This window comes from Companilactobacillus nuruki (assembly GCF_002872255.1).
Lineage (GTDB): Bacteria > Bacillota > Bacilli > Lactobacillales > Lactobacillaceae > Companilactobacillus > Companilactobacillus nuruki.
This window is the reverse complement of the sequence record NZ_NIPR01000052.1, coordinates 182,985-206,796: the sequence shown is the minus strand read 5'-3', so window position 1 is coordinate 206,796 and position 23,812 is coordinate 182,985. Positions and strand designations below refer to the sequence as shown.

Here is a 23,812-nt window from a genome sequence, read left to right as displayed (position 1 = left end):
CTGCAAAGTATTACGGTTGATATGGTTGCCTTAGTTGGAATTGATGCCGTAGAGAATTCCAAAGAGAATGTAACTTTAGGAATTTCAGAAATTGATAATGATGAAGTAAATGAATAGCTTTAGTTGGTTAATTTAAATAAGTCCGTGTTGAATATCAATCGTATTTACAAAGTTGATATTCAACACGGACTTATTTTTTTATGGTTTAAGTTTTAACGGACCTTTTTTAATCTGCCATCCTCAATCTGCCAAATTGAGTCAACGAGATCGAGAACTCGTTCATCATGAGTAACCATGACAGCGGCCTTATCTTCTTGGTGAACTGTTTGCTGAATAATTTGAACTACCTCTCGGCCTCTTTTAGAATCGAGACTTGCAGTTGGCTCATCTGCTAAGATCAGATCAGGTTGGTTAATAAAGGCTCTTGCAATGGCGACTCTTTGTTTTTCACCACCTGAGAGTACATTTGGATAACTGTGCAAGCGATTTTGTAGACCTAACTTTGTTAAAACTTCTTCAGCGTTGCCAGTCTCTTTTTTGGAAATTTTTTGAATAAATTTGAGTTGATCAGATATCTTGAGATAGGGTATTAAATCTGAGTTTTGAAAGATAAAACCAATTTCGTTTAGGCGCAATTCGGTCTGTTGCTTTTTGGAAAGATGACTGATATCGTGTCCGTTTAATAAAACCGAACCTGAACTTGGAGTAAGCAATGCTCCCATGATGGTCAATAAGGTACTTTTTCCAGCACCACTTGGTCCTACAATAGCAGCAAATTCACCCTTTTCAACCGTAAAAGAAATATCTTTTAATACTTCATTAACGAGTTGCCCATCAGGATAATTTTTGATGATTGATTTTAATTCTAATACACTCATTAGTTGTTACCTCCAATAGCTGTGATAGGGTCGATTTTAATAACCTTTATTAACGATAATAATGCACTTAATAAGGTTATTAAGATAAATAGTCCACCAGTTCCAAGTAAAACGCCAGAGCTCAAACTAAATGGCATTGAGGCTGGTAAAACTAATTTGATTAAGTAGGTTATTGCGAAGGATAAGAGGATAGAAATAAGTGAAAGTAGTCCCATTTCAGTGATAACGTGTCTAACCAAATAAGGTGTGCTGGTACCTAATGCCTTGAGAGTTCCAAAATCGCTTAATTTTTGAAGATTGATAATGTAGAAGAAAACGGCCAAGACAAACAAGGAAATAAGATAGAGAAAACCAATCATTAGATATAAAGAACCTTGTTCAGCAGAATAGCCAGGAATTGCTCCAATCAGACTTTGCTTATCAACTACTTGATAACCTGTTTTTTGTTTCAATTGGCTTTGTAAAACGATTGCGTTGAAGTTATTATTTTGAGGAGCAATGTGTTGGTATTGTTTAAAATTAAGATAAATCACGGGTGTGTGTGAATAGGCTGTATTGTCAGTGAATCCGGCAATTTTGAAAACTTTCTTACTAGTAGAATCTTTGAATGTATCACCTATTTTATAACCGTCAGTTTTTAATTTAGAACTAACTACTACTGAGTTATTATCATTATTTTTTAATTTTTGACCGTTGATTGTTTTGGGGTTCAAAAAACTATTTGCATCGGTTACGAAATAAGCAATATCAGTTTTTTTACTGGCTTTGTTGGACTTTTGAATTGTCATTTGGGCAACACTAAGTTTAGCTGCGTTTCGATGATTAACTTTGTTCCAATCTGCGTCAGTTAATTGTGAACGATTTAATCTTTTTTCAGAGCCTTTTTGTAGTATAAAAGTTTGAGCAGATGTGTTCTTTAGAGCCGAACCACTATCGTTTGCTAATCCATTTGCCAGCCCAGTTATGAAAAGTACTAAAAAGACAATTAAAAAAATAATTAATCCCAAAGCACCGAATTTTAATTTTTCGTGTCGTAATTCTTTAAGTGTTAAAAACATGATGATGCCTCCTTGATGAGTCTAATCTTATTAGGAAAGTATCAATGGAACAATAAACAATGCCCGGTGTTTCGTGTTTTAATACACATAATAGATAAATTTGTGCAGTGAAATGAGGCTAAGTATGAATAAAAATGATCGTCGCTTTCGACGAACAGAAAGAATGATCCGTGAGAATTTCATTGATTTAATGGCAAAGATGCCTATTGATGAGATTACAATTCAGGCAATAACAGATCGAGCTGATATAAATAGGCGGACATTTTATTTACATTATGATGATATCTATGATTTATTAAATGGTACTGAAAATTATGTAATAGATCATTTCGCTAAAATGTTGCAGGATTTTGAAAGTCCTGAAGATGAAAATATGATAGGTCCTATTTTCTTTCAAACAATAATGACTTATATTGCAGATAACCAAAAGATGATAGGAGTATTATGTCGAAATCCTGATTCACAGTTAATGCACAAGTTAATAGATTTGACAGTGACTAATGGACAAAAGGTGATACCGTTTGAAAATCCTGAAAACTCAGGTTATATTTTGAACTATTGCTGTTGGGGAATGGTTGGCGTTTTGCATACGGCTATGCGCCAAGAAAATTTTGATTTGACTGGATTGTCATCCTTAGCTGATAGATTGTTAAGATCTACATTAGAAGCTGATGGAATTAATCAAAATAAAGTTTGAAAACGTTTTTAAATACTATTTAAAATGCTCATTAAGTGTAAAATATAAAATTGTGTTTATTTTATATTAGGGAGCTTATTATTCATTATGGAAGATTTAGAACCTAAAAAAAATTATATAAGCTGGCCAATCCTTGCTTTAATGGATTTTGTTACCGTAATTGGTTTTGATGATTTAACTTATAATTTTCAAAACCAAGGGATGGGAGTCATTACATCTTGGGTTATTATGCTATTTTTGTATGTTATTCCTTATTCATTAATGGTTGGTCAACTTGGTTCGGTATTTAATCATGAAGGTGGGGGATTAACTTCATGGGTCAGAGGTACTAGTGGTGAATTTCTTGGATACTTCACGGCTTGGACTTATTGGGCGGCATCGATTCCTTATGTTGTTGATACTGCCAATTCGATTGTTGTCGGATTAGGCTGGGCTTATTATGGAAATGCCAGATTGCAAAGTCATATGTCAAATGGCTGGTTTGCTTTTTGGACTTTGATTACTTTTATTGTTTTTATTTTTGTACAGTCACGTTTTAAACGATCCCTTGAGGTATTGAGTACAATCGGTGGGATCGCTATGTTTGGTATGACGGTACTATTTGTTCTTATGACTTTTGCTGGTTTAGCCAATGGTGGTCATATTGCTACGCAGCCAATGAATTTCCATACGATCGTACCAAAATTCGATTTGCATTATTTAACAACGATCGGTTTGTTGATTTATGCGGTTAATGGTGCCGAATTAATTGCACCTTTTGTAACTAAAATGCGACATCCTAAAAAAGAGTTTCCAAAGGCCATGATCATGTTGGCTGTTATGACGGCTTTTCTAACGATTTTTGGATCGTTTTCACTAGGAGTTTTCTTCGATGGTTATCATCTACCCAATGACTTGAAAATGAATGGATCATACTATGCATTTCAGGCATTAGGTGAACAGTACCATGTTGGTAATTTGTTGATGTATATATTTGCTTGGACAGAGGTATTTTATCTAGCCGCTTTATTGGCAGTATTGTTGGATGCCATGACTAGAATGTTGATTTCTGATACTGGTGCTAAGTATATGCCAAAGGTCTTGAGCAAGAAGAATAGCAATGGTTTGCCGGTTAATGGGTACCTATTAACGTGTGGTTTAAGTGCGTTCATCATGTTGCTAGGTATATTCTTACCAAGTATGAATGATATCTTCAATTGGCTCTTGAACTTAAATGGAATTATTTCGCCAGGTGTTACTTGTTGGATTTTCTTTGCATTTATCAAGATCAGACAAGACAGCCAAAAGTTTCCATCTGAATACGTCTATATTAAGAATGACAAGATGGCACTATTAGTTGGTTGGTGGTGTCTAATCGTTACAGCAGTTGCAACAATATTTGGAATTGGACCTCAAGATGTGGCCTTTGGTGGAGCAACTTGGTGGTATGAATTGGTTATCAATTTTGTAGCTATTATTGTTTTGATTGGTTTAGGGGCGGTTTTGCCATATGTTACAAGACGAGAGAATCGCAGTACGACAGGTTCAGCCTTTACACGTTTACAATGGACCGGAATATTGGTTGCGTTGTTCCTAACAATTGTTGGCGACCTGTATCTGGGCGGATCTAATTATCAACATAATATCTTTGCCATTGTTGGCCTCAGTATTCTGGGAATAATTTTAGTGATTGCCTTTGGATTTAAAGAATATAATCTGAAAGAAATTTAAAATTAATAGAAGATATTTATTTAAGTTTGATTAAAGTATACGTATTTGTATAGATTGTTATTAAATAGTTTTAGTTGTTGGAAATAAATAGTCTGTATTGATTTTTAACTTTGTTCGAGGAGAACATTGTTGATATCAATACAGACTATTTTTAAATATTTAAGAAAATAAAGTAGAATCAATTACACTTGTTCCTTGTGCAGTAAAGTGTGGCATTTCCACTATCAAATAGAGTTTTCTGACACGCATACCCTGATCAAATATGACAAATATATTATTGACAAATCTTTTTATATCACAGTCAGTTCTTTTATGGTAAAATATTTCGAGTTGCTTAACTTTCCAAAATGTATACCAAAAGGTCAATCCAAGGGATTGCGGTCATGTCGGTTAAGTAAGCGCTTAATTTTTTTATATTTTTAAATCATTTTTCTACTATTCTCCAAAAAGTATTGTATATTTGGAGTAACCGTTAGGTGAATAAATTAGAAAGAATGATTTATTTTCACTTGAGGAAAACGCCATGACAGAATTAGATACAAAGAAAAGATACATCAGTTGGCCAGTATTGGCTCTTATGGATTTTGTAACAGTTGTCGGATTTGATGACTTGACTTACAATTTTCAGAATCAAGGGATGGGCGTTATAACGTCTTGGATTATTATGATTCTCATGTATGTTATCCCGTATTCGTTGATGGTTGGGCAATTAGGTTCAACTTTCGATGACGATGGTGGAGGATTGACTTCATGGGTCAGAGAGACTAGTGGAGAGTTCTTAGGCTATTTTGCTGCTTGGACATACTGGGCTGCCTCAATTCCTTATGTTGTTGATACAGCGAACACGATTGCTGTAGCTTTAGGCTGGGTTGTTAATGGTAGTGATAGAATGCAGACGCAAATGTCTAATAGTCATTTTGCACTATTCACACTGCTAATTTTCATTTTCTTCATTATTATTCAGTCTCGATTTGAACATTCGCTAGAAATCTTGAGTACGATCGGTGGAATTGCCATGTTCGGCATGACGGTTCTATTTGTTATTATGACTGTGACTGCATTAGGAATGGGTGGTCATATTGCTACTCAACCATTAACAGTTCATACGATCGTTCCGACATTTAATTTACATTATCTAACAACCTTAGGCTTTTTAATTTTTGCCATAAATGGTGCTGAGAGAATTGCTCCGTTTGTAACGAAAATGCGTAATCCTAACCGTGACTTCCCTAAGGCTATGATTATGTTGTCTATAATGACAGGTTTCTTGACCATATTTGGTTCATTTTCATTAGGAGTATTTTTCAATGCTTATCATCTACCTGATGATCTAAAAATTAATGGTTCTTATTATGCTTTTCAGGCCTTGGGCAATCGATTCCATATGGGAAATACTTTGATGTATTTGTTTGCCTTTACTGAAATCTTTTATCTAGCCGCCTTGTTGGCAGTCTTGTTGAATGCTATGACTAGAATGTTGATTTCTGATACTGGCAATAAGTATATGCCAAAATTTTTGCGAAAAACTAATTCAGCTGGTTTGCCAATCAATGGATACTTGTTAACCGTTGGTTTGAGTGCCTTCATCATGTTTTTGGGTATTCTATTGCCAAATATGAAGGATATTTTTAATTGGCTTTTGAATTTGAATGGGATTATTTCACCAGGGGTAACGTGCTGGATATTCTGGTCCTTTATTAAAGTTAGAATGAACGATGATAAATATAGTTCAGGTTATGTTTACATTAAAAACAAAACTATGTCACTAGTAGTTGGTTGGTGGTGCCTAATTCTGACCGGTGTCGCAACGATTGCTGCTGTTGGTCCACAGGATGTACCAATGGGATCATCTATGTGGTGGTATGAATTGGTTATTAATTTTGTAGCCATTATTGTTTTGATTGGTTTAGGCTTTGTTTTACCATACATCACTAAAAGGGAAAGACGTAGTCAGACAGGAACTGCCTTTACTAAGATCCAAAGATTTGGTATTTGGATTGCAGTTTTAGGAACTTTGCTGGGTGACTTATATTTAGGCGATGGTAATTTGGCTAGAAATATTGGTTATATTGTTTTGTTAACAACCGTTGGTCTTATAGTGGTAATAGCCTTAGGATGGCGTGAACATGATTTGAAGGAGAGTCTTGAATAGTTTTATTCAAGGCTTTTTTTGTATTTTAATTTTTAAAAGTATTTCTTAAATCGAACTATGATATTCTATGACTACTAGGGAGGGTTTATTTATGTTTTATGACTTTTTGATTTTGACTTTGAAGTTTGGAATACTTTCATTTTTGCCGATGATTTTGGCTATTGTTCTTGACAGGAAACATACTGGTATTTATGTTGGATTGCAGATTATTGTTTTCTTGTTTCAGTATCTATATGTATTTATATTTTTACCAGGGGCTTATTTATACAATGTAATTTTATACAATCTTGTTAATCTATTGTTATGTGCAGTCATTTTTGGGGTGCTGTATCTAGTACTTGGTCCAAGCAAGTTTAGAGTTCGTAGTGCGCATGGCGGATCAGAAATTAATTCTAAATATATCGTAAAACCTGGTTTTACAATTATTCTTGCACTTATTTTGATAATTGTTATGGGTGTGGTTGTAAATATGGGACCTTTTGCTAAAGCGATTGCTAGGACAACCAATGTTGAAGAATCTCAGCAGGTAAAAAATGCTCCTATGCCAGTAATCAGTTCTAGCAAAAAAGAAGTGCCAGTTGTTAATTCCAATAAAACAGTTAGCAGTCAATTGCAAAACTCTCTTTCTAATGTCAGAGATTCAAATGTATATAGTTTAAATCATTTAAGAGTACAGTTTTATCATGGAAAACTAGTTTATATTGCACCACTTGATTTTGAGGGAGATTTTTTTAGATATGTACACTATAAGAAAGTACCCGGATATTTCATTGTCGATGCAACATCAAAGAGTTCGCATCCTAAATTTATAAAAAAGAATATGGCTTATACGCCATCGGCTTATTTTGGGCATGATGTTAATAGGCGGATTTATTCGGCAGTCAAAGGAGCCAATTTAGTATTGACCAGTGGTGATGCTCAACTAGAGGTCGATGAAAAAGGTAGACCATTCTATGTAAAAACATTATATAAAACATATGGGATCACGAGTTCTCCCAATTATAAAGAGTCTTGGGTGGGTATGGTTGATGCCGAGACCGGAAAAACTAAAATTATAAAACAAAAAGATGCTCCTAAATGGTTGGATGTTACATTTGATCCCGGAATTGCTGCCAGTAAAGTTGCATCTTTCAGCAATGATAGAAACGGCTGGTGGAATGCTCATGGTATAGGTGGATCAAGGACTGGCGTTATGGAAGCAGTAGATAATGTAGGAACTGAAGGTCCAGATAAAGAATTCACACCTATCTCATATAAAGGTCAAGTATATTATTTTGCTTCAATGACAAGTAAGAACAAGAAACAAACGTCGGTATTAGGTTACATCTATGTCAATGCAAGAAATGGGAAGACGTACTTTTACCGTGAAAAAGATGATGCAATGACGCCAAATAGGGCCAAGAGTCTTGCTGAAAATAGAATGAAACAGACTCAGTGGAAAGCAAGCATGCCTTTGCTTTATCGAATTGATGGCAAACCAACCTGGATCGTATCAATGATTGATTCAAATGGTGCATTTATGTCTTATGTTTATCTTTTGGCGAATGGAAATGGTACGCAAAGTACTGTCGCCGTGGGTAGTGATGCCAAAACAACATTGACCAAATATCGGGCTCTAGTTTCCAATGGACTTACTACAGCTAGTTCATCTGATAATAGTGTTGAGAAATCATTTAGTGGTACTGTAAAACGAGTCGTTGTTGATGGAGATAATGTTATTTTCTTATTAGATAACGACGATAAAGTTTTTTATGCTTCAAGCAAAAATGATCCTAAGAATGTTTTTGTAAGGGATGGAGATAATGTTAGCTTTTCAGGATCGGTATCTGGTAATACGGTTAATATTTCTACATCTGTTACTATTAGTGGATTAGAAGATAAATAAAATTTGAAAAAACAGTATAAACTATCGATAAAAATTAATTCAGTAACCATTAATTTGGTTGCTGAATTTTTTTGTATCATGTTTTTTCAATATAATTACATCTAGTTTTTAAAACTAGATTGAATAGTTAACATAACTATGATAAATTATAATTGTAATTACAAAAGGAGCGCTTTTTTTATGGACGAGTTACAAGAATGGTTAGACAAAGTGGAGGATTATCATTTACCAAGATTTGAAGATCTTCCTGAGTTGGATTTATACCGTGATCAATTATTGACATTAGTTGATAAATATATTGGCCCTATTTGGCTAGATGATGGGCCAGTTGTCACTACTTCAATGGTCAATAACTATGTAAAAAATGGTCTCTTGCCACATCCAGAAAAAAAACGATATACCCGGGAACACTTAGCGTATCTAATAGCCATAACCTTCTTAAAACAAGTTGTTTCAATCAATGACATCCAAGATGGTTTGGAAATTCAGACAAAACTAAATGGTGGTATTGCTAAGGCATATGATTTCTTTTGTGACAAACAAGAAATTGCCTTAAAGATGCTCAATCATCGTGAAGAAGGACAAATTCTTTCCGAAAAAGACCAATCGTCAGCTTACTTATTAGTTGAAATGGTTACAATAGCCTTTGCAACAAAGTTAATTACGAAAAAAATATTAATGATCGAAACGAACAATTCAAACGAAAAGAGTGAGTAATAATGGAAAAGATTGCTGTATTGGTAGATTCCTGCTGTGATTTACCAGAGGAATATCTTGAAAAAGATGGTATTTATGAGTTGCCAATGCAAATCATATACCATGACAAAACGTACCTTGATCGAGTAGATATTTCAGCTAAAGAAGTTTATGATAATTTGCCAGTTGAAATTCCTAAGACATCATTGCCTTCTGGAGAATCAATCCAAAAGACTTTGGATCAAATTGCAGATGATGGATATACCCATATTATTTCAATTTCAGTTTCTTCAGGTTTAAGTGGGACATTTAACTTTTTGAAAGTCTTTTTAGAAGATGATAATCGATTTACTACTAGATACTTTGATACTAAACAGGTTGCTATTGCTGCTGGTTTGATTGCTGTTGGCGCAAAGAATCAAATTGATGCTGGTGGAACTTTTGAAGAAGTTGAAAAACATGTTGAAAAAATGATTGCTAATACAGTTGTTTATTTTTGTATTCCAACTTTGACGTATTTACGCGCTGGCGGACGAATTAGTGCTGCTGCGGCAGCAGTTGGTGGAGTATTAAAATTAGCACCAATCATTACTTGCAAAGATGATGGTTCGTACACGATTGCTGCAAAGGCGCGTGGAATGAAAAAGGGTCAAAAGTTGTTACTTAACTTAGCGGAAGATTTTTTGAAGGACAATACTGGTGACTATCTGCTAGCTATTGGACACGGTGCCGATGAGATTGGCGGTCAAAAGATGCTTGATATATTGCATGAAAACAATATTAAAGGTAAGCAGGAGTTTTTGGGTCAAGTTGGGCCAGCACTTGGAGTACATACAGGACCAGGATTAATTGGTGTTGGAATCGTTAAAATATAATCCAAGAACGTGAAAGAATATGTGCAGTCTGTATTAACGAAAATGGGGGCGGCAACTTAATTTTAAGTTGCCGCCCCTATTATTGTTGTCTATTTTCCTTGTTCCAAAGTTTAATATCAACTTTTTTATTAGCTAATTCTTTTTCAATAATTAATTTCCTACCTAACTGTTCAGGATAGTTAATAACCTCTGCTAGTTCCAATTCCAATTGTGAAACTTCCATTTTAAGAGTACGGATTCTAATTTCTAACAATTGGTTTATTTGATCTTTTTGTTTTTCACCTAAAAAATGTAAACGTAAAATTAGATCGTCATTGTTTAAAATCACTGTTTCAGATGACAATGGCAAATAAAGCCAGTGTCTAAAATATTTTTGACCTATATCACTGATCTGGTAAGCTTTTTTACGAGAATTTTCATTCTCTTTAGGAGCTAATTCAATTAATGAAGAGGTTAGCATTCGATTTAATTCGGGATATATTTGACTGAAAGGAGCAGACCAGAACTCGGCTTTTTCCTTATCAAAGGTTTGTTTGATATCATAGCCAGTCATTTCTTTTCGAGTTAATAGTCCTAAAATCATGTACTGTAAAGTGTTACGACGAGCCATATAAAATCTCCTTTACTAGATAGTTAATGTATATTAATCTATATATATTAATATATAGTATTGAGGCCGATTATGAAACAAATAAAAAATAAAAATTTATCTATGGTTTTGATTGGAATAGGAATTGTTACATTTATGTCCACACTTGATAGTAGCATTGTAACTGTTGCTCTACCAGTTCTTAGTAAGGCTTTGCAAACTAACATGAGTTTAATTAATTGGGTTGTGACGATGTATCTGATTGTTATGAGTAGTAGCCTGATGATTTTTGGGAAACTGGGAGATAAGTATGGCAAAGTTAAATTTTTTAAGTGGGGAACAATAACTTTTGTTATTAGTTCTGCTCTTTGTGCCTTATCTTTTAGTTGGTTGACGTTGATTATTTCAAGAAGTTTACAGGCAATTGGTGCGGCTATGACAATGGCGACCTCAAATGGAATTATTGTGGAGATCTTTCCAGACGATAGACGCGGTCAGGCATTAGGATGGATGGGTTCTTTTGTATCGCTTGGAGGAATAATTGGCCCTAGCTTAGGTGGAATTTTGTTAAATTTTTTTCCATGGCATATTATTTTTTGGTTAAATGTTCCTATTGGATTTGTTGCAATAATAATTTTAATAAAATATCTACCAAGCAGTTTTGATAAAACTTATAAGAATGACAATTTTGATTTAATTGGTTCATTGATTTTGTTAGTTGGTTTTACTAGTATGTTTGTGGGAATTTTGTTAAGTCAACAATTTGGGTGGTTTGATTGGAGAATATTGTCACTGACAATTGTAGGTTTGGTTCTTTTGATAGTCTTATACAACTATGAAGGAAAACAGGTTGAACCAATTTTACCGGTGAAATTATTCAAAAATAAATGGTTTACAGTTCAGTTGTTAGCAAGCTTTATGGTTTTTATAGTTGATTTCTTTTTTGACGTTTTAGCACCATTTTATTTGCAAAATGCCCGTGGTTTCAGTCCATTGATTAGTGGTTTCTTTTTGTTAATTTTCCCAGTAGTTCAATTATTTATTGCTCCAATATCAGGGAGTCTAGCTGATAAACATGATCCATTTAAAATAACCTTGATAGGATTAAGTATTATTAGTTTTGGTCAAATCTTTTATGTGATAAGTGGATTAAATAATACTGTTTTAATTTTCGCAGTCGGTGCTGCTTTGGCGGGGTTAGGTAATGGATTATTTCATTCACCTAATAATGTTCTAGTAATGGATAATGTTGATGAGAAAGATTATGGATCAGCCGGCAGTGTTTATAGTTTGGCTAGAACTGTTGGAATGGTTGTTGGATCAGCGATGTCAACTACATTACTATTTGGCTCAATGTCGATATTGAATGGTAATCGTGTTAAGTCTTATACGCCACATAATCCACAGTTGTTTATTGACGGTATGCATATAACCTTTGGACTGTCATGCTTAATTAGCGTTATTTTATTGATTGGGATTCTTTTATGGAATAGAAGAGTTTCACGTAGAACAGAAAAGTAGGAAATAATATTGTTATGTTTTGATAGGTATGCCAAAAAATCAATGTACACAGAATATTCTGTATGCATTGATTTTTTTAAAATTATATAAAAGGCTTAAGCATAAAAAGATGTTTTGAATCAATTCGGTGGTAGTATAATCAAATATTTAAATTCTTTTAATCGGTTCTTGTCATACTGAATAATCATCACGATGTATAGTTATTTTTCTGTTTAACTATGCCTAACAATACGAAGAGTGGCTGTAATATTAAAATCTTCCTAAAGTGAGAACTATTTTAATGCTAAGATAAAAGATAATTAAGAATAAAAAGGTAAAAAAATGACTGTAAGAATTGATGATGTTGCAAAATTAGCGGGTGTGTCAAAGACCACTGTATCGAGAGTTTTAAATAAACGTGGATATTTGAGCGAAAAGACCATAAAAAAAGTTTATGATGCCATGGAGCAGCTAAACTATCGGCCTAATGTAATAGCAAGGCAATTATTTAAACAAGAAACAAAGATGATTGGTTTGATATTTCCAACTTTGGCAAATCCCTTTTTTGGACAAATGGCATCTGTCATAAGTGAAAGATTGTTTGAGAAAGGATATAGGGTCCTGGTAGGAGATGCCTTGAATGATCCAAATATTGAAAGAAAATATCTGCAAGATTTGTTAGCACATCAAGTTGATGGATTAATCGTAGGGTCACATAACACTGGAATTAGTGAATATGATAATTCTAATATGCCTATTATTGCAATTGATAGAAGAGTTAATAATGATATTCCTATAATTTCATCGGATAATTATAATGGCGGTCTCATGGCTACAGAACTGTTAATAAAAAATGGAGCAAGAAATATTGTTCATACTAATGATCCCAAAAGTCTTGTAGGACCACCACAGAATCAGGAAAGAAAACGTGCTTATGTTGATTCAATGATTGAACATGGATTAAAACCAATTGTCTACTCTATAGATCCCGATTTATCAGATTCAAAAAAAAGAAAAATAATTATGAAAATATTTAAAGATAATCCTAATATTGATGGCATGTTCATATCAAATGATATTGATGCAGCCCGGGTTATGGACATCGCTCATAATCTTGGGTATAAGATACCAGATGATTTGAAAATTGTAGGATATGATGGTGCAGATGTAACTAGAGTAATGAATCCTTGTTTAACAACGATTGTACAGCCAATTGATAAAATGGCGGAAGCAACTGTCGATATGTTAATGAAAAGAATAAAGAATCCAACTTATGGGCACGATAAGATACTTCCCGTGAAACTATGGGCCGGAAAAAGTGTGTAAAATTAAATAGTAAATTTAAAACCCTAATGAAATAAATTGTTAGGGCTTTTTTTCGCAATAATAACATCGGTCATTTCATTTAAGCTTTTTAACGAATCATCATCAATTTCATCATCAGTAATTAAATAGTCAATACTGTGCCAATCGGCATATGAGGTAAGTGAAGAATATGATGTTTTGGAACTATCAGCCAAAACTATATTTAATCTACTATTTTCAATGATCTTTCGTTTTATTTCACCATCGTCAAAACTATTGCTTGTTGGTCCTTGATGTTGAGCAAAACCAGAAGTACCTAAAAATGAAACATCTATTTTTATTTTATTCAAAAATCCTAAGGCCTGTGTACCAACTGCGGAGAAGGTTAGTTTGTCAACTTTACCACCAATGCTGATTACTTGGTTGTTACTTGTTGCTAGTTCATTAATTACAGGAAAAGAATTAGTAATTATTGTATATCCAGTCAATTTCATCATTTTCCGTGCCAGTAATAATGCTGTACTGCCAGCATCAATAAAAATAACCGTTTGTTGATCAATTCTTTTTAAGGCATCATCTGCTATGATTTGCTTTTGAGTTTGGTACTGAGACAATCGTCGGTCAACAGTCAGTATTTTGAAATCATTTTGTGGCATTACAGCACCATACCATTTTTTTATATTTCCAGAACTCCTCAGTATTTGTAAATCTCTTCGGATTGTTTCTCTGGAAACATCAAAATGTTTTGATAGTTCCGTTATTGTCATAGTCCCATTTTGATTAAGCAATTCAACTATATTTTTTCTGCGAATATCTGCTTTTTTAGCCATTGTCACACCCCTTATAGAATTAAGTATAGTTTAAATGGAATTGAAAAAGTTCAATAACAACAATTATGTTGTAATTTTTTGGATAAAACAACATAATTAGTTGCAACATGACACAAAAACACTATAATAAAATTGATTTAAGCGCTTACACAAGGAGGAGAACTGTTGAAATTGCAATTGGCTTTAGATGATATTTCATTGAAAGATGCTTTAGATTTGGGTGAAAAAGTTAAAAATTATATTGATATATTTGAAATGGGTTCACCCTTCATTATTGAGAATGGATCATTAGCTATCAAAGAATTCAAAAGGAGATTTCCGGAAAAGAAAATCTTGGCAGATACTAAGATTGTAGATGCTGGGAGTTATGAAGCGGGTTTGGCCTTCAAAGCAGGGGCAGATTATTGTACCGTGATTGGGTTAACGGATATTTTGACAATTAAGGAATGCCTTAAAGCAGCTAGGAAATATAATAAATCTATTTTTGTCGATACAATTAATATTGAGAATTTGAATAAAAGGATTCCTGAATTAGAGGCTGCAGGAGTTGATCATATAAGCGTTCATGTTGGTGTTGATGAACAGGCAGTTGGTAAAACACCAATTGATGCTTTACGACAGGTAAAATCTTTAAGCAATAATTCGATATTATCAGTTGCTGGAGGTATAAAAGCTGATACGGTTGATCTATATAAAAAATCAGGAGCTGATATTGTTATTGTCGGTGGTGGAATAAATCATGCTAAGAATTCAGTTTTAGCAGCAAAGAAATTGGCGGAAAAAATCAATGATTAATAATTCAATAATGAAAGGAGATCAATATGGAATCTAAAAATATGAAAACAATTATTCAAGAATTAGATAAATATAGTTCAGGAGTTTCTGAAGAAAGTATTCAAGAAATATCACAAACAATTTTAGAGGTCAACAGAGTTTTTGTCGCTGGTGCTGGAAGATCAGGTTATGCCGCTCGTGGCTTTGCAATGCGGTTAATGCATCTAAATATTCGATCGTTTTTCATAGGAGAGCCTACGACACCATCAATTGGTAAAAATGATTTATTGGTTATAGGTTCTGGGTCCGGAGCTACGACTAGTCTTGTGGATAATGCAAAAAAGGCAAAGTCTGCCGGAGCTAGAATAGCTACAATTACTATTTATCCTGAAGCTCCAATTGGAAGAATGTCTGACGTTATTGTCGTCGTACCTGGAGAGACACCTAAAAAGGTAACAAACAATATGGATACAGTTAAATCGATTCAACCCATGGGGTCACTTTTTGAACAATTGAGCTGGTTGACTTATGATTCTATAATTTTAAATTTAATGAATTTGATGACGGAAACTACTGAAAGCATGTTTCCACGCCATGCAAATTTGGAATGAAACACTTTAACGATAAGGAGTTTCTTGCGTGGACACTAAAAGTCCCACCAAAATTGGTATAGCCAATATTTTGGGAACACAAAACAATTTTTAAAAAAGCTATTGCAAAAATTATAAAAATGGATATTATTGAGTTCGTAAACTGAATCCGTTTACAATCACTGATAATTCTGGATTTTCTATGTAAAACTGTTTATTTTAAATAAAAATAAGAAAGTTCAGTGCATTATGTCAACGCGTTGACTCTTTTTTAAAGCAAAATATCAACGCGTTGACATATGATAAATGGTATAGGACTTAGTTTTGCGAATTAACTTAATAATAAAAATTTATAGAAAGGAGAAAAGGGGTAATGAAATATTTAATCTTGGTAAGCCATGGTGAATTTTCAAAGGGTTTAAGAACAACATTAGGAATGTTCGCAAAAGAATCAATGGACTCTGTAATAGCTGTGGGTTTACAACCAGATGAAGCGGTAGATCATTTAAGCAAGAGATTTAATAAAACCATTGATGAATTGCCTGAAAATAGTAAATTCGTGGTCCTAGCTGATTTAATCGGTGGCAGCCCTTTAACCACAATCTGCAATATTCTTGAAGAACATGGCAAACTCCAAGATAGCCTTGTTTTAGGTGGTATGAATTTTCCTATGGCACTTACAACTTTACTGTCAAAGGATGCCATGGATAATGAAACTTTAAAGTCAGTTGCCTTGTCCGAGGGGTCAAGCGCAATTAAGGAATTTGAATCAAAATCTGATGATTCATCAGATGATGAAATTTAGAGGAGGATATTAAAATGTCAGTTTCTTTTGTCAGAATTGATGATCGTATGATTCATGGACTTATTACAACTCGTTGGGGAAAGGAAAGACCATGTGATGGGATTATTGCAATAAATGATAAAGCCGCTACTAATCCTATTTTAAAGGAAGCCTATAAAGCTGCAGTTACTGATAAAAAGGTTTTTGTTTGGACAATGGACCATTTTAATAAAGTTAAAGATAAGGTTTTGGCTTCAGATACACGTTATTTTCTGATTACAAAAAGCCCACTGGATATGAAAACCATTTTAGTTGATTGGAGATTTAAACCAAGTGAAGTAACGACTGTTAATGTAGGACCTGGTAATGATCGAGAGGGCGCAATTAAGCTCGGAGATAATCAATCATTCACACAGGAAGAAGCGGATGCTTTTGAAGCAATTGAAAAGTCTGGTTATAAGGTAGATTTTGCATTACTTCCAGATAAACGTATTGGTAGTTGGGATAAATTTAAATCAAAATTTGGCTATTAATTAATATGAATAAAATATTATATTCAGAAAAGGGGATTAATTATTATGGCAATAAGTTGGTTTCAAGCTGCTATTTTAGGTCTGTTTGCATGTCTATGTTCTAATTCATGTATGGCTGGACAGGCCGTAGGTAATTATACAATTGGACGTCCTTTAGTTGGTGGCCTTGTATGTGGTCTTATACTGGGTGATTTAAAACTAGGTATTGCTTGTGGTGTTGCCATGCAATTGGTTTACATCGCTTTGGTAACTCCAGGTGGTACTGTTTCTGCTGATGTACGTGCTATTTCTTATATTGGTATTCCTTTGGCAATGGTTGCAATTACTTCAAAAGGACTTGCTCCTACAGGAAGTTCAGCAGCCGATCTTGCAAAATCTGTTGGTACTTTAGTTGGTACTATTGGTACCGTTCTATTTTATGCTGTTGCTACATTAAACCTAGTTTGGCAGTCATTTGGATGGAAGGATGTTCAAAACGGAAAACTAGGTAAACTTTATTCGGTCAACTTTGGATGGCCATGGATTTCTCATGCAATTTTCTCATTCTTACCTACAATGTTTTTGACATACTACGGTTCAACCGCTGTTACCGCTTTACGTAATGCTTTACCAATGGATGGTGTTGCTATGAAAACACTATTTACTGTTGGTGGGATGCTTCCATGTGTTGGTATTGCCATTTTGTTACGTCAAATTGTAAGCAAACCAATTGATTTTATTCCATTTTTTGTTGGATTTACTCTAGCAGCATCATTACATTTGAACCTTGTTTCAGTAACAGTCATTTCACTTCTATTTGCCGTTATTTTCTATGAAGTAGAAATGGCAAAAGGATCTTCTAATACACCGACAGCTGGAGCAGTTTCTGCTGGAAATGATGATGACGAAGAGGAGGACATTTAATAATGCAAAAAACTGAAGATATTAAAACAATTGATAAAAAAACATTATCTCATTCTTTTCATTTATGGTTTTGGGGAGCTTTAACATGTTTTTCGCAAGAGCATATGCAGACTTTTGGTTATATGTCCTCAATGCTTCCAATCATTAAGAAATTATATCCAAAACATGATGATCAAGTAAAAGCCATCCATGCATACACAGCCTTTTTTAATACAAATCCTATGTTGGGAACTGTTATTGTTGGTATCACAGCCAGTATGGAAGAAGCACGTGCAAATGGTAAACAAATTGATGGTGAGACAATCAATGATATGCGTGCTGGTTTGATGGGACCAATTGCCGGAATTGGTGATTCATTAATTGATGGTACCTTGATTCCTATTCTGTTAGGTATTTCGTTAGGTATGTCAACAGGTGGTTCTCCTGTTGGAGCAATATTCTATATTGTTGCATGGGTTTTAATTGCTTATTTTGGTCAAAGATTTCTTTACTTTAGAGGTTATAAGTTTGGTGACAAGGCAGTTAGTTTTCTAGTCGGTGCCCAAGGTGCAGCCGTTCGTCATGCTGTTGGTGTTGTAGGTAGTATGGTTGTTGGTGGCGTTCTAGCTACATGGGTTAACGTTACAACCTCATTCAAATTACGTGGTTCTGATGGAAAAGTTTTCTTAAATCTTCAAGATAAATTGAATAGTATTTATCCTGGATTGTTGACAGTTGCAATAACATTATTCTGCTGGTGGTTAATGTCAAAGAAGCATGTTTCTGCAATTTGGACAATGATTATTTTAGTTGGTGTTTCATTAGTTGGTGTTTTGCTGGGAGTATTTAATCCAGGATTATCATATTAGGAAAACACATTAAAAAGAAAGGAGTAAATTAAATGACAATTGAAGAAATGCATGATGGTTATAAAAAGGAAATCGCTTATCAAAAGCATATGCTGAAAAACATCGGATATTGGTTTCAACTCTTTACTGCCATTAGTGGAATTGGAATTGTATTAATTTATTTTTTTCATACTACAAATATTTGGATAAACATTCTTGGAATAATTTTATTCATAATTGGTTCTATAGGAATGCTGCTTTTTGGATATACTGGTTGGAAAGGTCAGCAGAATATCAAAGCAGTTATTGAGGATTATGAGAATAAAATTTACTATTTAAAAAGTCACGGAAAGACAAAATTCAAAATCAATAAATGAGTTTCACCCTTCTTGTATTTGAAAAGTTTATTGAATTATAAATAGTTTGTTGAAAATGATTAAAAAGGTCCTTCCCATTGAAACAATTCAATGGGAAGGACCTTTTTCGAAGTTAAATTCAAATATTTTTGATAGTTAATTTATTAGCAAGGTAATAACAAACGGCACTAATAATCATAGCCGGGAAGGTAGCACCAATAGTATTGATAATAAAGTCAAGCTTATTTAAACCAAGATAGCTAATAACACCAATTAGCCAGGTAATTATAGCAATAGGATTAACCCCTTTGGTGTACCAATAAATACCTTGAGGGTTAGAGAACTCTTCCACTAGGTACTGCTTCTTTTTAATATAGAAGAAATCAATTAAAAAAATTGCAATTTCAGGCCCTAAGAACATACCGATACCATCTAGAAAGGTTTCAAAGGTGGTTAAGAAACTGGCAATATAAACTGGTATGAAAGTCATTACAGTGGCTACTAATGTAACAATCCAAAGCGCAGGGGTTAATTTTAAGCGATGAAAAATATTCGTTAAAGCAGAACCTGCGGCCATTAAGTTAACGGCATTAGCTGTAGTACTGGTAATAACAATTACCAACATAGCTAGAATACCTAGTCCTAATTTTGCTGCGATGGTACTAGGGTCAGCGTTATTAGGATCAAACTTATTAATAGTAATGGCTGTAGCAATTGTGGCAATCAATCCGATGAAAGCAAACCAGAATAATCCAATATTGGCACCGAGAAATGATGCCGTGGTTGCTGCACGTTTGTCTTTAGTGAAGCGACTGAAATCGGCTGCAGCTGTCACCCAGGCTAAGTTGAAGGCAGCTAGAATATCTACTATTTTTCCGCTTGGCAATTGAAACTTGGCTGCTGGTTGCCATTTGACAATGTCTTGAAATGGAACAGTTTTTAAAACGACGATTGATTCCCAAGTTACTAATATTATTACCAGAATAATACCAATTCGCTCAATCCATTTAACAGATTTTTCGCCTAAAGAAATACTAACTAAATGTAAAATTGACATCACAACGATTCCAATAATAATACTAAATTGATTATGGAATGATGAATTGTCCCATCCAAGAATATTTTTTAGAATAAAGCTAATGGATGTAGCGGCAATGAATGTATTGATAGCAGCCCAACCAATGAATTGAACAACATTTACAATTGAGGGAAGGATTGAACCCTTAATTCCAAATGATGGTCTTGTCAAAGTCATAGCTGGAAGCCCGGTTTTGTAGCCCATGTATGATGCCAAGGCTAATAATACATAAGAAATTGATCCAACGATTACTAATAGACTTGAAGCTTTAATTAATCCAACGGCAGCGATAACACCACCAATATACCAGGTCCCATTATTTGCATTAGCACCGATCCAGGTGGCAAACATATCCCATTTGGACATTGCTCTTTGATCAGGTGTGGTTGTTTGTATATGCTCTTTTTTTGCCATGTTTAACCCCTATCTTGAACAGTAAAATAGGACTGCTTTTGAGCAGTCCTAGTCCACAATTTACCGCTCTTTTGTCAGTCTCTCTGGACTGCTTTTAAAAAGAAAATTTATATTTATGTTGTTGTAATTTTAATTTAGATGGTTGTTCTTGTCAACTTAGAAATTGTATACTAGACCAAAAGTCAAAGGGAGCGCATGCCATGTTATTGCAGCAAGTCAGAATTCAAAACTATCCTGCACAGGATGTCAGAATCCAAGATGGTAAATTTATTGAGATAGCTGATCACTTGGATCCAAATGAGAATGAAGAGGTAATTGTTGGACACGAGAAGTTGTTATTGCCGCCATTTGTTGATCCTCATGTTCATTTAGATTCAACTTTAACAGCGGGTCAACCTGAATGGAATGAAAATGGTACTTTATTTGACGGAATACGTATTTGGTCTGAACGTAAAAAAGATTTGACCTATCAAGATGTTAAAAAAAGAGCAATTCTGGCTTTGAAGATGCAAGCTAGCCATGGTATTCAATTTGTACGTTCACACGTTGATGTTACCGATCCAACTTTGAAAGCTTTGAAGGCATTGATCGATGTACGTGAAACAGTGAAAGATTGGATGACCTTACAGATAGTTGCATTTCCCCAAGAGGGTATTATGTCTTATCCTGATGGTAAAGAATTGATGCAGAAGGCTGTTGATTTGGGAGTAGATGTAATTGGAGCTATTCCTCATTATGAGTTTAATCATGAATACTCAGTTGAATCGCTTCGTTTTGCTTTTGAATTAGCACAAAACAATGACTTGCTGTTTGATGCTCATACAGATGAGATCGATGATCCAAACTCAAGAAGTTTGGAAACATTAGCAACATTAGCATATGAAAGTGGAGTCGGTGAACGTGTAACTGCCTCACACACGACCGCTATGGGTTCATATAACGATGCTTATATGTATAAGTTGATGCGTTTATTGAAAATGTCTAATATGAACTTTGTTTCTAATCCTTTAGTTAACATGTATCTTGGCGGAAGATTCGATACTTATCCTAAACGTCGAGGTTTAACTAGAGTTAAGGAATTGACTGAAAATGAAATTAATGTTGCTTTTGGCGAGGATGATATTAAAGACCCTTGGTATCCAATGGGAAATGGCAATATGTTTGATGTTTTGGCTGAGGGGTTACATGCTACTCAGATGATGGGACATCAGCAAATTATGGATTCTTATAAATTTATAACGTTTAATGGTGCCAAGGTAATGCAAGTTGACGATCAATATGGAATTGAGGTTGGTAAACCAGCCAACTTTGTTCTTTTGAATGCACATAATTTCTATGATGCCTTGAACCGTCGTGCCTCAGTATTATTGTCGGTTCATAATGGAAAAATTATTGGTAAAACCAAACCCGCTGAAACGGAATTATATATTTAAAATGTTCCCCAAAAGGATGTAAGCATGATATTAGAAAGACAGAATGTTATTAATTTAAGAAAATTGCAGTCACAATTAGGCGATATGGAAAATCGTCCTCGTTTGGCCGAGCTTAGTAAGTTGATTAAAATGTATCAGCTTTATCAAGCTGGACAAAAAGAAATCAGTACTAAATTGGAAAACTTAGATTCCGAATTTCAAGTGAATTACGATTATAATCCCATTCACCATATGGAATCGCGAATGAAAGAAATGCAGAGTCTCTTACAAAAGGCTGACCGTAAGGGATACGAATTAACTGCTGAAAGTATTCAAAAAAATATTTATGATATTGCAGGAATTCGTGTGATTACTAATTATTTGGATGATATCTATAATGTTGAAAAATTATTAACTAAACAAACTGATGTTACTTTATTAAAACGTAAAGATTATATTGCCAATCCTAAGGCTAGTGGTTATCGTAGCTTACACTTGGTCGTGAAGGTTCCGGTGTTTCAAGCTGAAGGACCAGTCGATGTACCAGTTGAGATTCAAATAAGAACTATTGGAATGGATATGTGGGCCAGTTTAGAACACAAATTACGTTATAAAACGGACGTTGATAGTTCATTAGTTAATAAATACGGTGACCAATTGAAAGGTTACGCCACTGAATTAGAACAAATTGAACGTGGTATGCAAAAGATTCATAAAGATTTAATTTAAATACAGTAAAAAGAGGGCCTGACTATCATGTCAGGTCCCCTTTTGTCTTTAATATTTTAAACGGCTTGTTCTTTACTATTATTTAAAAACCAATTTTCTTTGGTTAGTTCGTATGCCATGACCTCACGTACCTTATCAGTATGTGGGGAAACAGAGGAGCTAATTGAACCTAGATCATGCATACCCATTTTTTTCATTACACGTCCCGAACGGGGATTAAGACTAGCATAATGAGCTTCAATGCGATTGAAACCTAAAACCTCAAATCCATAAGTCATCATAGCTGTACCGACCTCGGCAACATAACCTTTTCCCCAAGTATTTTGCGACAATGCATAGGTTAAAATTCCGGTATCATTTTCAGGATGAAATTCATAAAAACCAATGAATTTATGGTCTTCCTTGGTTTCGATCCCAAAAGTGTATGGGGTATCCAAGAAATGATTTCTAAAAATAAGATCGTAATTATCTGGGGTTTGTATATTACGATATCTGGTGTAACGTACCACCTCAGGGTCTAATAAAATTTTCTGTAAGTCATCATGGTCCTGTGTTTGAATTGGACGTATGATTAATCTATCCGTTTTAATTTGACGCATTATTTTTATCTCCAAATCCTTAATTAGAATATGAATAATAAACTATTATTTAGTCAGTGTAAACTGTTTTGTTTAAAAAAATATGTTGACTTTAGTTTATAGAAAGATTAATATAGTTCGCATACGAACAAATGAGGTGAAAACAATGTTTGATGCAAAGGAAACGATTGTTTATAATATACGAAATTTGTCACTACATATTTCTCATTATATTCATCATCATGATGAAAAATTTATGAAGCATGAGTTTGAAAATGATGGACGTAAAGATCAAGTATCTCGTTTGCAAGGAATGGCCATTGGTTTTATGTATACCAATAGAGATAAACAAATCATTCAAAAAGACTTTGAAAAGGCTATGTTTATCAGTAAGTCAACTGCTAGTGGTTTGGTTAATCGAATGGTAAAGAACGGACTAGTCTATACTTCGCCATCTGCTGAAGATGCAAGGGTAAAATGTTTGAATCTGACCAGTCATGCTATGGATGTTATGTATGAAATTGATAAACAGGCTACTAAAACAGAAGAGGCTTTACGAAGAGGAATTGATCCTGATGAGTTAAAAGTTTTCTTTAAAGTGTTAAATCAAATTAAAAAAAATACGAAGTAGTATTTTTTATAGCTATAGTTCGCATGCG

The 23,812-nt window shown here is 34.2% G+C and carries 24 protein-coding genes; 18 read left to right on the top strand and 6 right to left on the bottom strand.

Translation table 11 applies throughout. The features are described 5' to 3' along the window. Nucleotides 1-212 precede the first annotated feature (212 nt). Nucleotides 213-878 (bottom strand): ABC transporter ATP-binding protein, encoded by a 666-nt coding sequence (locus CBP76_RS11465; RefSeq protein WP_102196994.1) that lies wholly within the window; start codon nt 876-878, stop codon nt 213-215. Further along, nucleotides 878-1,936, bottom strand: a complete 1,059-nt coding sequence (locus CBP76_RS11460) for an ABC transporter permease (protein ID WP_102196993.1) — start codon at nt 1,934-1,936, stop codon at nt 878-880. The genes CBP76_RS11465 and CBP76_RS11460 overlap by 1 nt, the downstream gene beginning before the upstream one ends. A gap of 124 nt (nt 1,937-2,060) precedes the next feature. Between CBP76_RS11460 and CBP76_RS11455 the strand changes: the two genes are divergently transcribed. From CBP76_RS11455 to CBP76_RS11430, 6 genes are all read left to right on the top strand, one after another. Continuing rightward, nucleotides 2,061-2,633, top strand: a complete 573-nt coding sequence (locus tag CBP76_RS11455; protein ID WP_102196992.1) for a TetR/AcrR family transcriptional regulator — start codon at nt 2,061-2,063, stop codon at nt 2,631-2,633. A gap of 87 nt (nt 2,634-2,720) precedes the next feature. After that, complete coding sequence (locus tag CBP76_RS11450) at nt 2,721-4,343, top strand: APC family permease (protein WP_102196991.1); 1,623 nt, start codon at nt 2,721-2,723, stop codon at nt 4,341-4,343. Between the two features lie 523 nt (nt 4,344-4,866). Beyond that, nucleotides 4,867-6,495, top strand: a complete 1,629-nt coding sequence (locus CBP76_RS11445; protein WP_166667261.1) for an APC family permease — start codon at nt 4,867-4,869, stop codon at nt 6,493-6,495. A 91-nt stretch (nt 6,496-6,586) separates the two neighbouring features. Beyond that, complete coding sequence (locus tag CBP76_RS11440) at nt 6,587-8,380, top strand: hypothetical protein (protein WP_102196990.1); 1,794 nt, start codon at nt 6,587-6,589, stop codon at nt 8,378-8,380. Between the two features lie 180 nt (nt 8,381-8,560). Then, nucleotides 8,561-9,097, top strand: a complete 537-nt coding sequence (locus tag CBP76_RS11435; protein WP_102196989.1) for a DUF1836 domain-containing protein — start codon at nt 8,561-8,563, stop codon at nt 9,095-9,097. 2 nt (nt 9,098-9,099) lie between these two features. Then, nucleotides 9,100-9,951: a DegV family protein gene (locus CBP76_RS11430; RefSeq protein ID WP_102196988.1), complete on the top strand. Its 852-nt coding sequence runs from the start codon at nt 9,100-9,102 to the stop codon at nt 9,949-9,951. Between the two features lie 79 nt (nt 9,952-10,030). On the opposite strand, the gene CBP76_RS11425 is transcribed toward CBP76_RS11430, so the two are convergent. Continuing rightward, nucleotides 10,031-10,561: a PadR family transcriptional regulator gene (locus tag CBP76_RS11425; RefSeq protein ID WP_102196987.1), complete on the bottom strand. Its 531-nt coding sequence runs from the start codon at nt 10,559-10,561 to the stop codon at nt 10,031-10,033. 72 nt (nt 10,562-10,633) lie between these two features. Here CBP76_RS11425 and CBP76_RS11420 point away from each other — a divergent pair, with 72 nt between their 5' ends. Together CBP76_RS11420 and CBP76_RS11415 are read left to right on the top strand one after the other, a co-directional pair. Continuing rightward, nucleotides 10,634-12,061: an MFS transporter gene (locus CBP76_RS11420; protein WP_102196986.1), complete on the top strand. Its 1,428-nt coding sequence runs from the start codon at nt 10,634-10,636 to the stop codon at nt 12,059-12,061. 321 nt (nt 12,062-12,382) lie between these two features. Then, complete coding sequence (locus CBP76_RS11415) at nt 12,383-13,366, top strand: LacI family DNA-binding transcriptional regulator (protein ID WP_102196985.1); 984 nt, start codon at nt 12,383-12,385, stop codon at nt 13,364-13,366. Between the two features lie 23 nt (nt 13,367-13,389). Here CBP76_RS11415 and CBP76_RS11410 read toward each other — a convergent pair whose 3' ends face one another. Then, nucleotides 13,390-14,175 carry a DeoR/GlpR family DNA-binding transcription regulator gene (locus CBP76_RS11410; protein ID WP_102196984.1) on the bottom strand — a complete coding sequence of 262 codons (786 nt, stop codon included), beginning with the start codon at nt 14,173-14,175 and terminating at the stop codon, nt 13,390-13,392. Nucleotides 14,176-14,340: 165 nt separating this feature from the next. On the opposite strand from CBP76_RS11410, the gene hxlA reads away from it, so the two are divergent. The 7 genes from hxlA (at nt 14,341) to CBP76_RS11375 (ending at nt 18,963) form a co-directional block, all read left to right on the top strand. Continuing rightward, on the top strand, nt 14,341-14,970 hold the full coding sequence (gene hxlA, locus CBP76_RS11405; protein WP_102196983.1) for a 3-hexulose-6-phosphate synthase: 630 nt from the start codon (nt 14,341-14,343) through the stop codon (nt 14,968-14,970). 26 nt (nt 14,971-14,996) lie between these two features. Continuing rightward, a complete protein-coding gene (gene hxlB / locus CBP76_RS11400) occupies nt 14,997-15,560 on the top strand; it encodes a 6-phospho-3-hexuloisomerase (protein WP_102196982.1) in 564 nt (187 codons plus the stop codon). Nucleotides 15,561-15,912: 352 nt separating this feature from the next. Beyond that, on the top strand, nt 15,913-16,344 hold the full coding sequence (locus CBP76_RS11395) for a PTS sugar transporter subunit IIA (protein ID WP_102196981.1): 432 nt from the start codon (nt 15,913-15,915) through the stop codon (nt 16,342-16,344). 14 nt (nt 16,345-16,358) lie between these two features. After that, nucleotides 16,359-16,856: a PTS sugar transporter subunit IIB gene (locus tag CBP76_RS11390; protein WP_102196980.1), complete on the top strand. Its 498-nt coding sequence runs from the start codon at nt 16,359-16,361 to the stop codon at nt 16,854-16,856. A 45-nt stretch (nt 16,857-16,901) separates the two neighbouring features. After that, nucleotides 16,902-17,759: a PTS mannose/fructose/sorbose/N-acetylgalactosamine transporter subunit IIC gene (locus tag CBP76_RS11385; RefSeq protein ID WP_102196979.1), complete on the top strand. Its 858-nt coding sequence runs from the start codon at nt 16,902-16,904 to the stop codon at nt 17,757-17,759. Between the two features lie 2 nt (nt 17,760-17,761). Continuing rightward, a complete protein-coding gene (locus CBP76_RS11380) occupies nt 17,762-18,607 on the top strand; it encodes a PTS system mannose/fructose/sorbose family transporter subunit IID (protein WP_102196978.1) in 846 nt (281 codons plus the stop codon). A 32-nt stretch (nt 18,608-18,639) separates the two neighbouring features. After that, entirely contained in the window at nt 18,640-18,963 is a 324-nt protein-coding gene (locus CBP76_RS11375; protein ID WP_102196977.1) for a PTS fructose transporter subunit IA, read from the top strand. Nucleotides 18,964-19,081: 118 nt separating this feature from the next. Here the strand turns inward: CBP76_RS11375 and CBP76_RS11370 are convergent, their stop codons facing one another. Continuing rightward, entirely contained in the window at nt 19,082-20,434 is a 1,353-nt protein-coding gene (locus CBP76_RS11370; RefSeq protein ID WP_102196976.1) for a cytosine permease, read from the bottom strand. Nucleotides 20,435-20,634: 200 nt separating this feature from the next. Here CBP76_RS11370 and codA point away from each other — a divergent pair, with 200 nt between their 5' ends. Next, entirely contained in the window at nt 20,635-21,867 is a 1,233-nt protein-coding gene (gene codA, locus CBP76_RS11365) for a cytosine deaminase (protein ID WP_102196975.1), read from the top strand. Nucleotides 21,868-21,891: 24 nt separating this feature from the next. Next, on the top strand, nt 21,892-22,575 hold the full coding sequence (locus CBP76_RS11360; protein ID WP_102196974.1) for a GTP pyrophosphokinase: 684 nt from the start codon (nt 21,892-21,894) through the stop codon (nt 22,573-22,575). A gap of 56 nt (nt 22,576-22,631) precedes the next feature. On the opposite strand, the gene CBP76_RS11355 is transcribed toward CBP76_RS11360, so the two are convergent. Next, a complete protein-coding gene (locus CBP76_RS11355; protein ID WP_102196973.1) occupies nt 22,632-23,174 on the bottom strand; it encodes a GNAT family N-acetyltransferase in 543 nt (180 codons plus the stop codon). 145 nt (nt 23,175-23,319) lie between these two features. Here CBP76_RS11355 and CBP76_RS11350 point away from each other — a divergent pair, with 145 nt between their 5' ends. Next, entirely contained in the window at nt 23,320-23,784 is a 465-nt protein-coding gene (locus CBP76_RS11350; RefSeq protein ID WP_166667260.1) for a MarR family winged helix-turn-helix transcriptional regulator, read from the top strand. The last annotated feature ends 28 nt before the right edge of the window (nt 23,785-23,812 follow it).

Excerpts from the sequence above, each read along its gene's own strand:
- CBP76_RS11465 (WP_102196994.1), bottom strand. The coding sequence starts at position 878 with ATGAGTGTATTAGAATTAAAATCAATCATCAAAAATTATCCTGATGGG.
- CBP76_RS11460 (WP_102196993.1), bottom strand. The coding sequence starts at position 1,936 with ATGTTTTTAACACTTAAAGAATTACGACACGAAAAATTAAAATTCGGT.
- CBP76_RS11455 (WP_102196992.1), top strand. The coding sequence starts at position 2,061 with ATGAATAAAAATGATCGTCGCTTTCGACGAACAGAAAGAATGATCCGT.
- CBP76_RS11450 (WP_102196991.1), top strand. The coding sequence starts at position 2,721 with ATGGAAGATTTAGAACCTAAAAAAAATTATATAAGCTGGCCAATCCTT.
- CBP76_RS11445 (WP_166667261.1), top strand. The coding sequence starts at position 4,867 with ATGACAGAATTAGATACAAAGAAAAGATACATCAGTTGGCCAGTATTG.
- CBP76_RS11440 (WP_102196990.1), top strand. The coding sequence starts at position 6,587 with ATGTTTTATGACTTTTTGATTTTGACTTTGAAGTTTGGAATACTTTCA.
- CBP76_RS11435 (WP_102196989.1), top strand. The coding sequence starts at position 8,561 with ATGGACGAGTTACAAGAATGGTTAGACAAAGTGGAGGATTATCATTTA.
- CBP76_RS11430 (WP_102196988.1), top strand. The coding sequence starts at position 9,100 with ATGGAAAAGATTGCTGTATTGGTAGATTCCTGCTGTGATTTACCAGAG.
- CBP76_RS11425 (WP_102196987.1), bottom strand. The coding sequence starts at position 10,561 with ATGGCTCGTCGTAACACTTTACAGTACATGATTTTAGGACTATTAACT.
- CBP76_RS11420 (WP_102196986.1), top strand. The coding sequence starts at position 10,634 with ATGAAACAAATAAAAAATAAAAATTTATCTATGGTTTTGATTGGAATA.
- CBP76_RS11415 (WP_102196985.1), top strand. The coding sequence starts at position 12,383 with ATGACTGTAAGAATTGATGATGTTGCAAAATTAGCGGGTGTGTCAAAG.
- CBP76_RS11410 (WP_102196984.1), bottom strand. The coding sequence starts at position 14,175 with ATGGCTAAAAAAGCAGATATTCGCAGAAAAAATATAGTTGAATTGCTT.
- hxlB (WP_102196982.1), top strand. The coding sequence starts at position 14,997 with ATGGAATCTAAAAATATGAAAACAATTATTCAAGAATTAGATAAATAT.
- CBP76_RS11395 (WP_102196981.1), top strand. The coding sequence starts at position 15,913 with ATGAAATATTTAATCTTGGTAAGCCATGGTGAATTTTCAAAGGGTTTA.
- CBP76_RS11390 (WP_102196980.1), top strand. The coding sequence starts at position 16,359 with ATGTCAGTTTCTTTTGTCAGAATTGATGATCGTATGATTCATGGACTT.
- CBP76_RS11385 (WP_102196979.1), top strand. The coding sequence starts at position 16,902 with ATGGCAATAAGTTGGTTTCAAGCTGCTATTTTAGGTCTGTTTGCATGT.
- CBP76_RS11380 (WP_102196978.1), top strand. The coding sequence starts at position 17,762 with ATGCAAAAAACTGAAGATATTAAAACAATTGATAAAAAAACATTATCT.
- CBP76_RS11375 (WP_102196977.1), top strand. The coding sequence starts at position 18,640 with ATGACAATTGAAGAAATGCATGATGGTTATAAAAAGGAAATCGCTTAT.
- CBP76_RS11370 (WP_102196976.1), bottom strand. The coding sequence starts at position 20,434 with ATGGCAAAAAAAGAGCATATACAAACAACCACACCTGATCAAAGAGCA.
- codA (WP_102196975.1), top strand. The coding sequence starts at position 20,635 with ATGTTATTGCAGCAAGTCAGAATTCAAAACTATCCTGCACAGGATGTC.
- CBP76_RS11360 (WP_102196974.1), top strand. The coding sequence starts at position 21,892 with ATGATATTAGAAAGACAGAATGTTATTAATTTAAGAAAATTGCAGTCA.
- CBP76_RS11355 (WP_102196973.1), bottom strand. The coding sequence starts at position 23,174 with ATGCGTCAAATTAAAACGGATAGATTAATCATACGTCCAATTCAAACA.
- CBP76_RS11350 (WP_166667260.1), top strand. The coding sequence starts at position 23,320 with ATGTTTGATGCAAAGGAAACGATTGTTTATAATATACGAAATTTGTCA.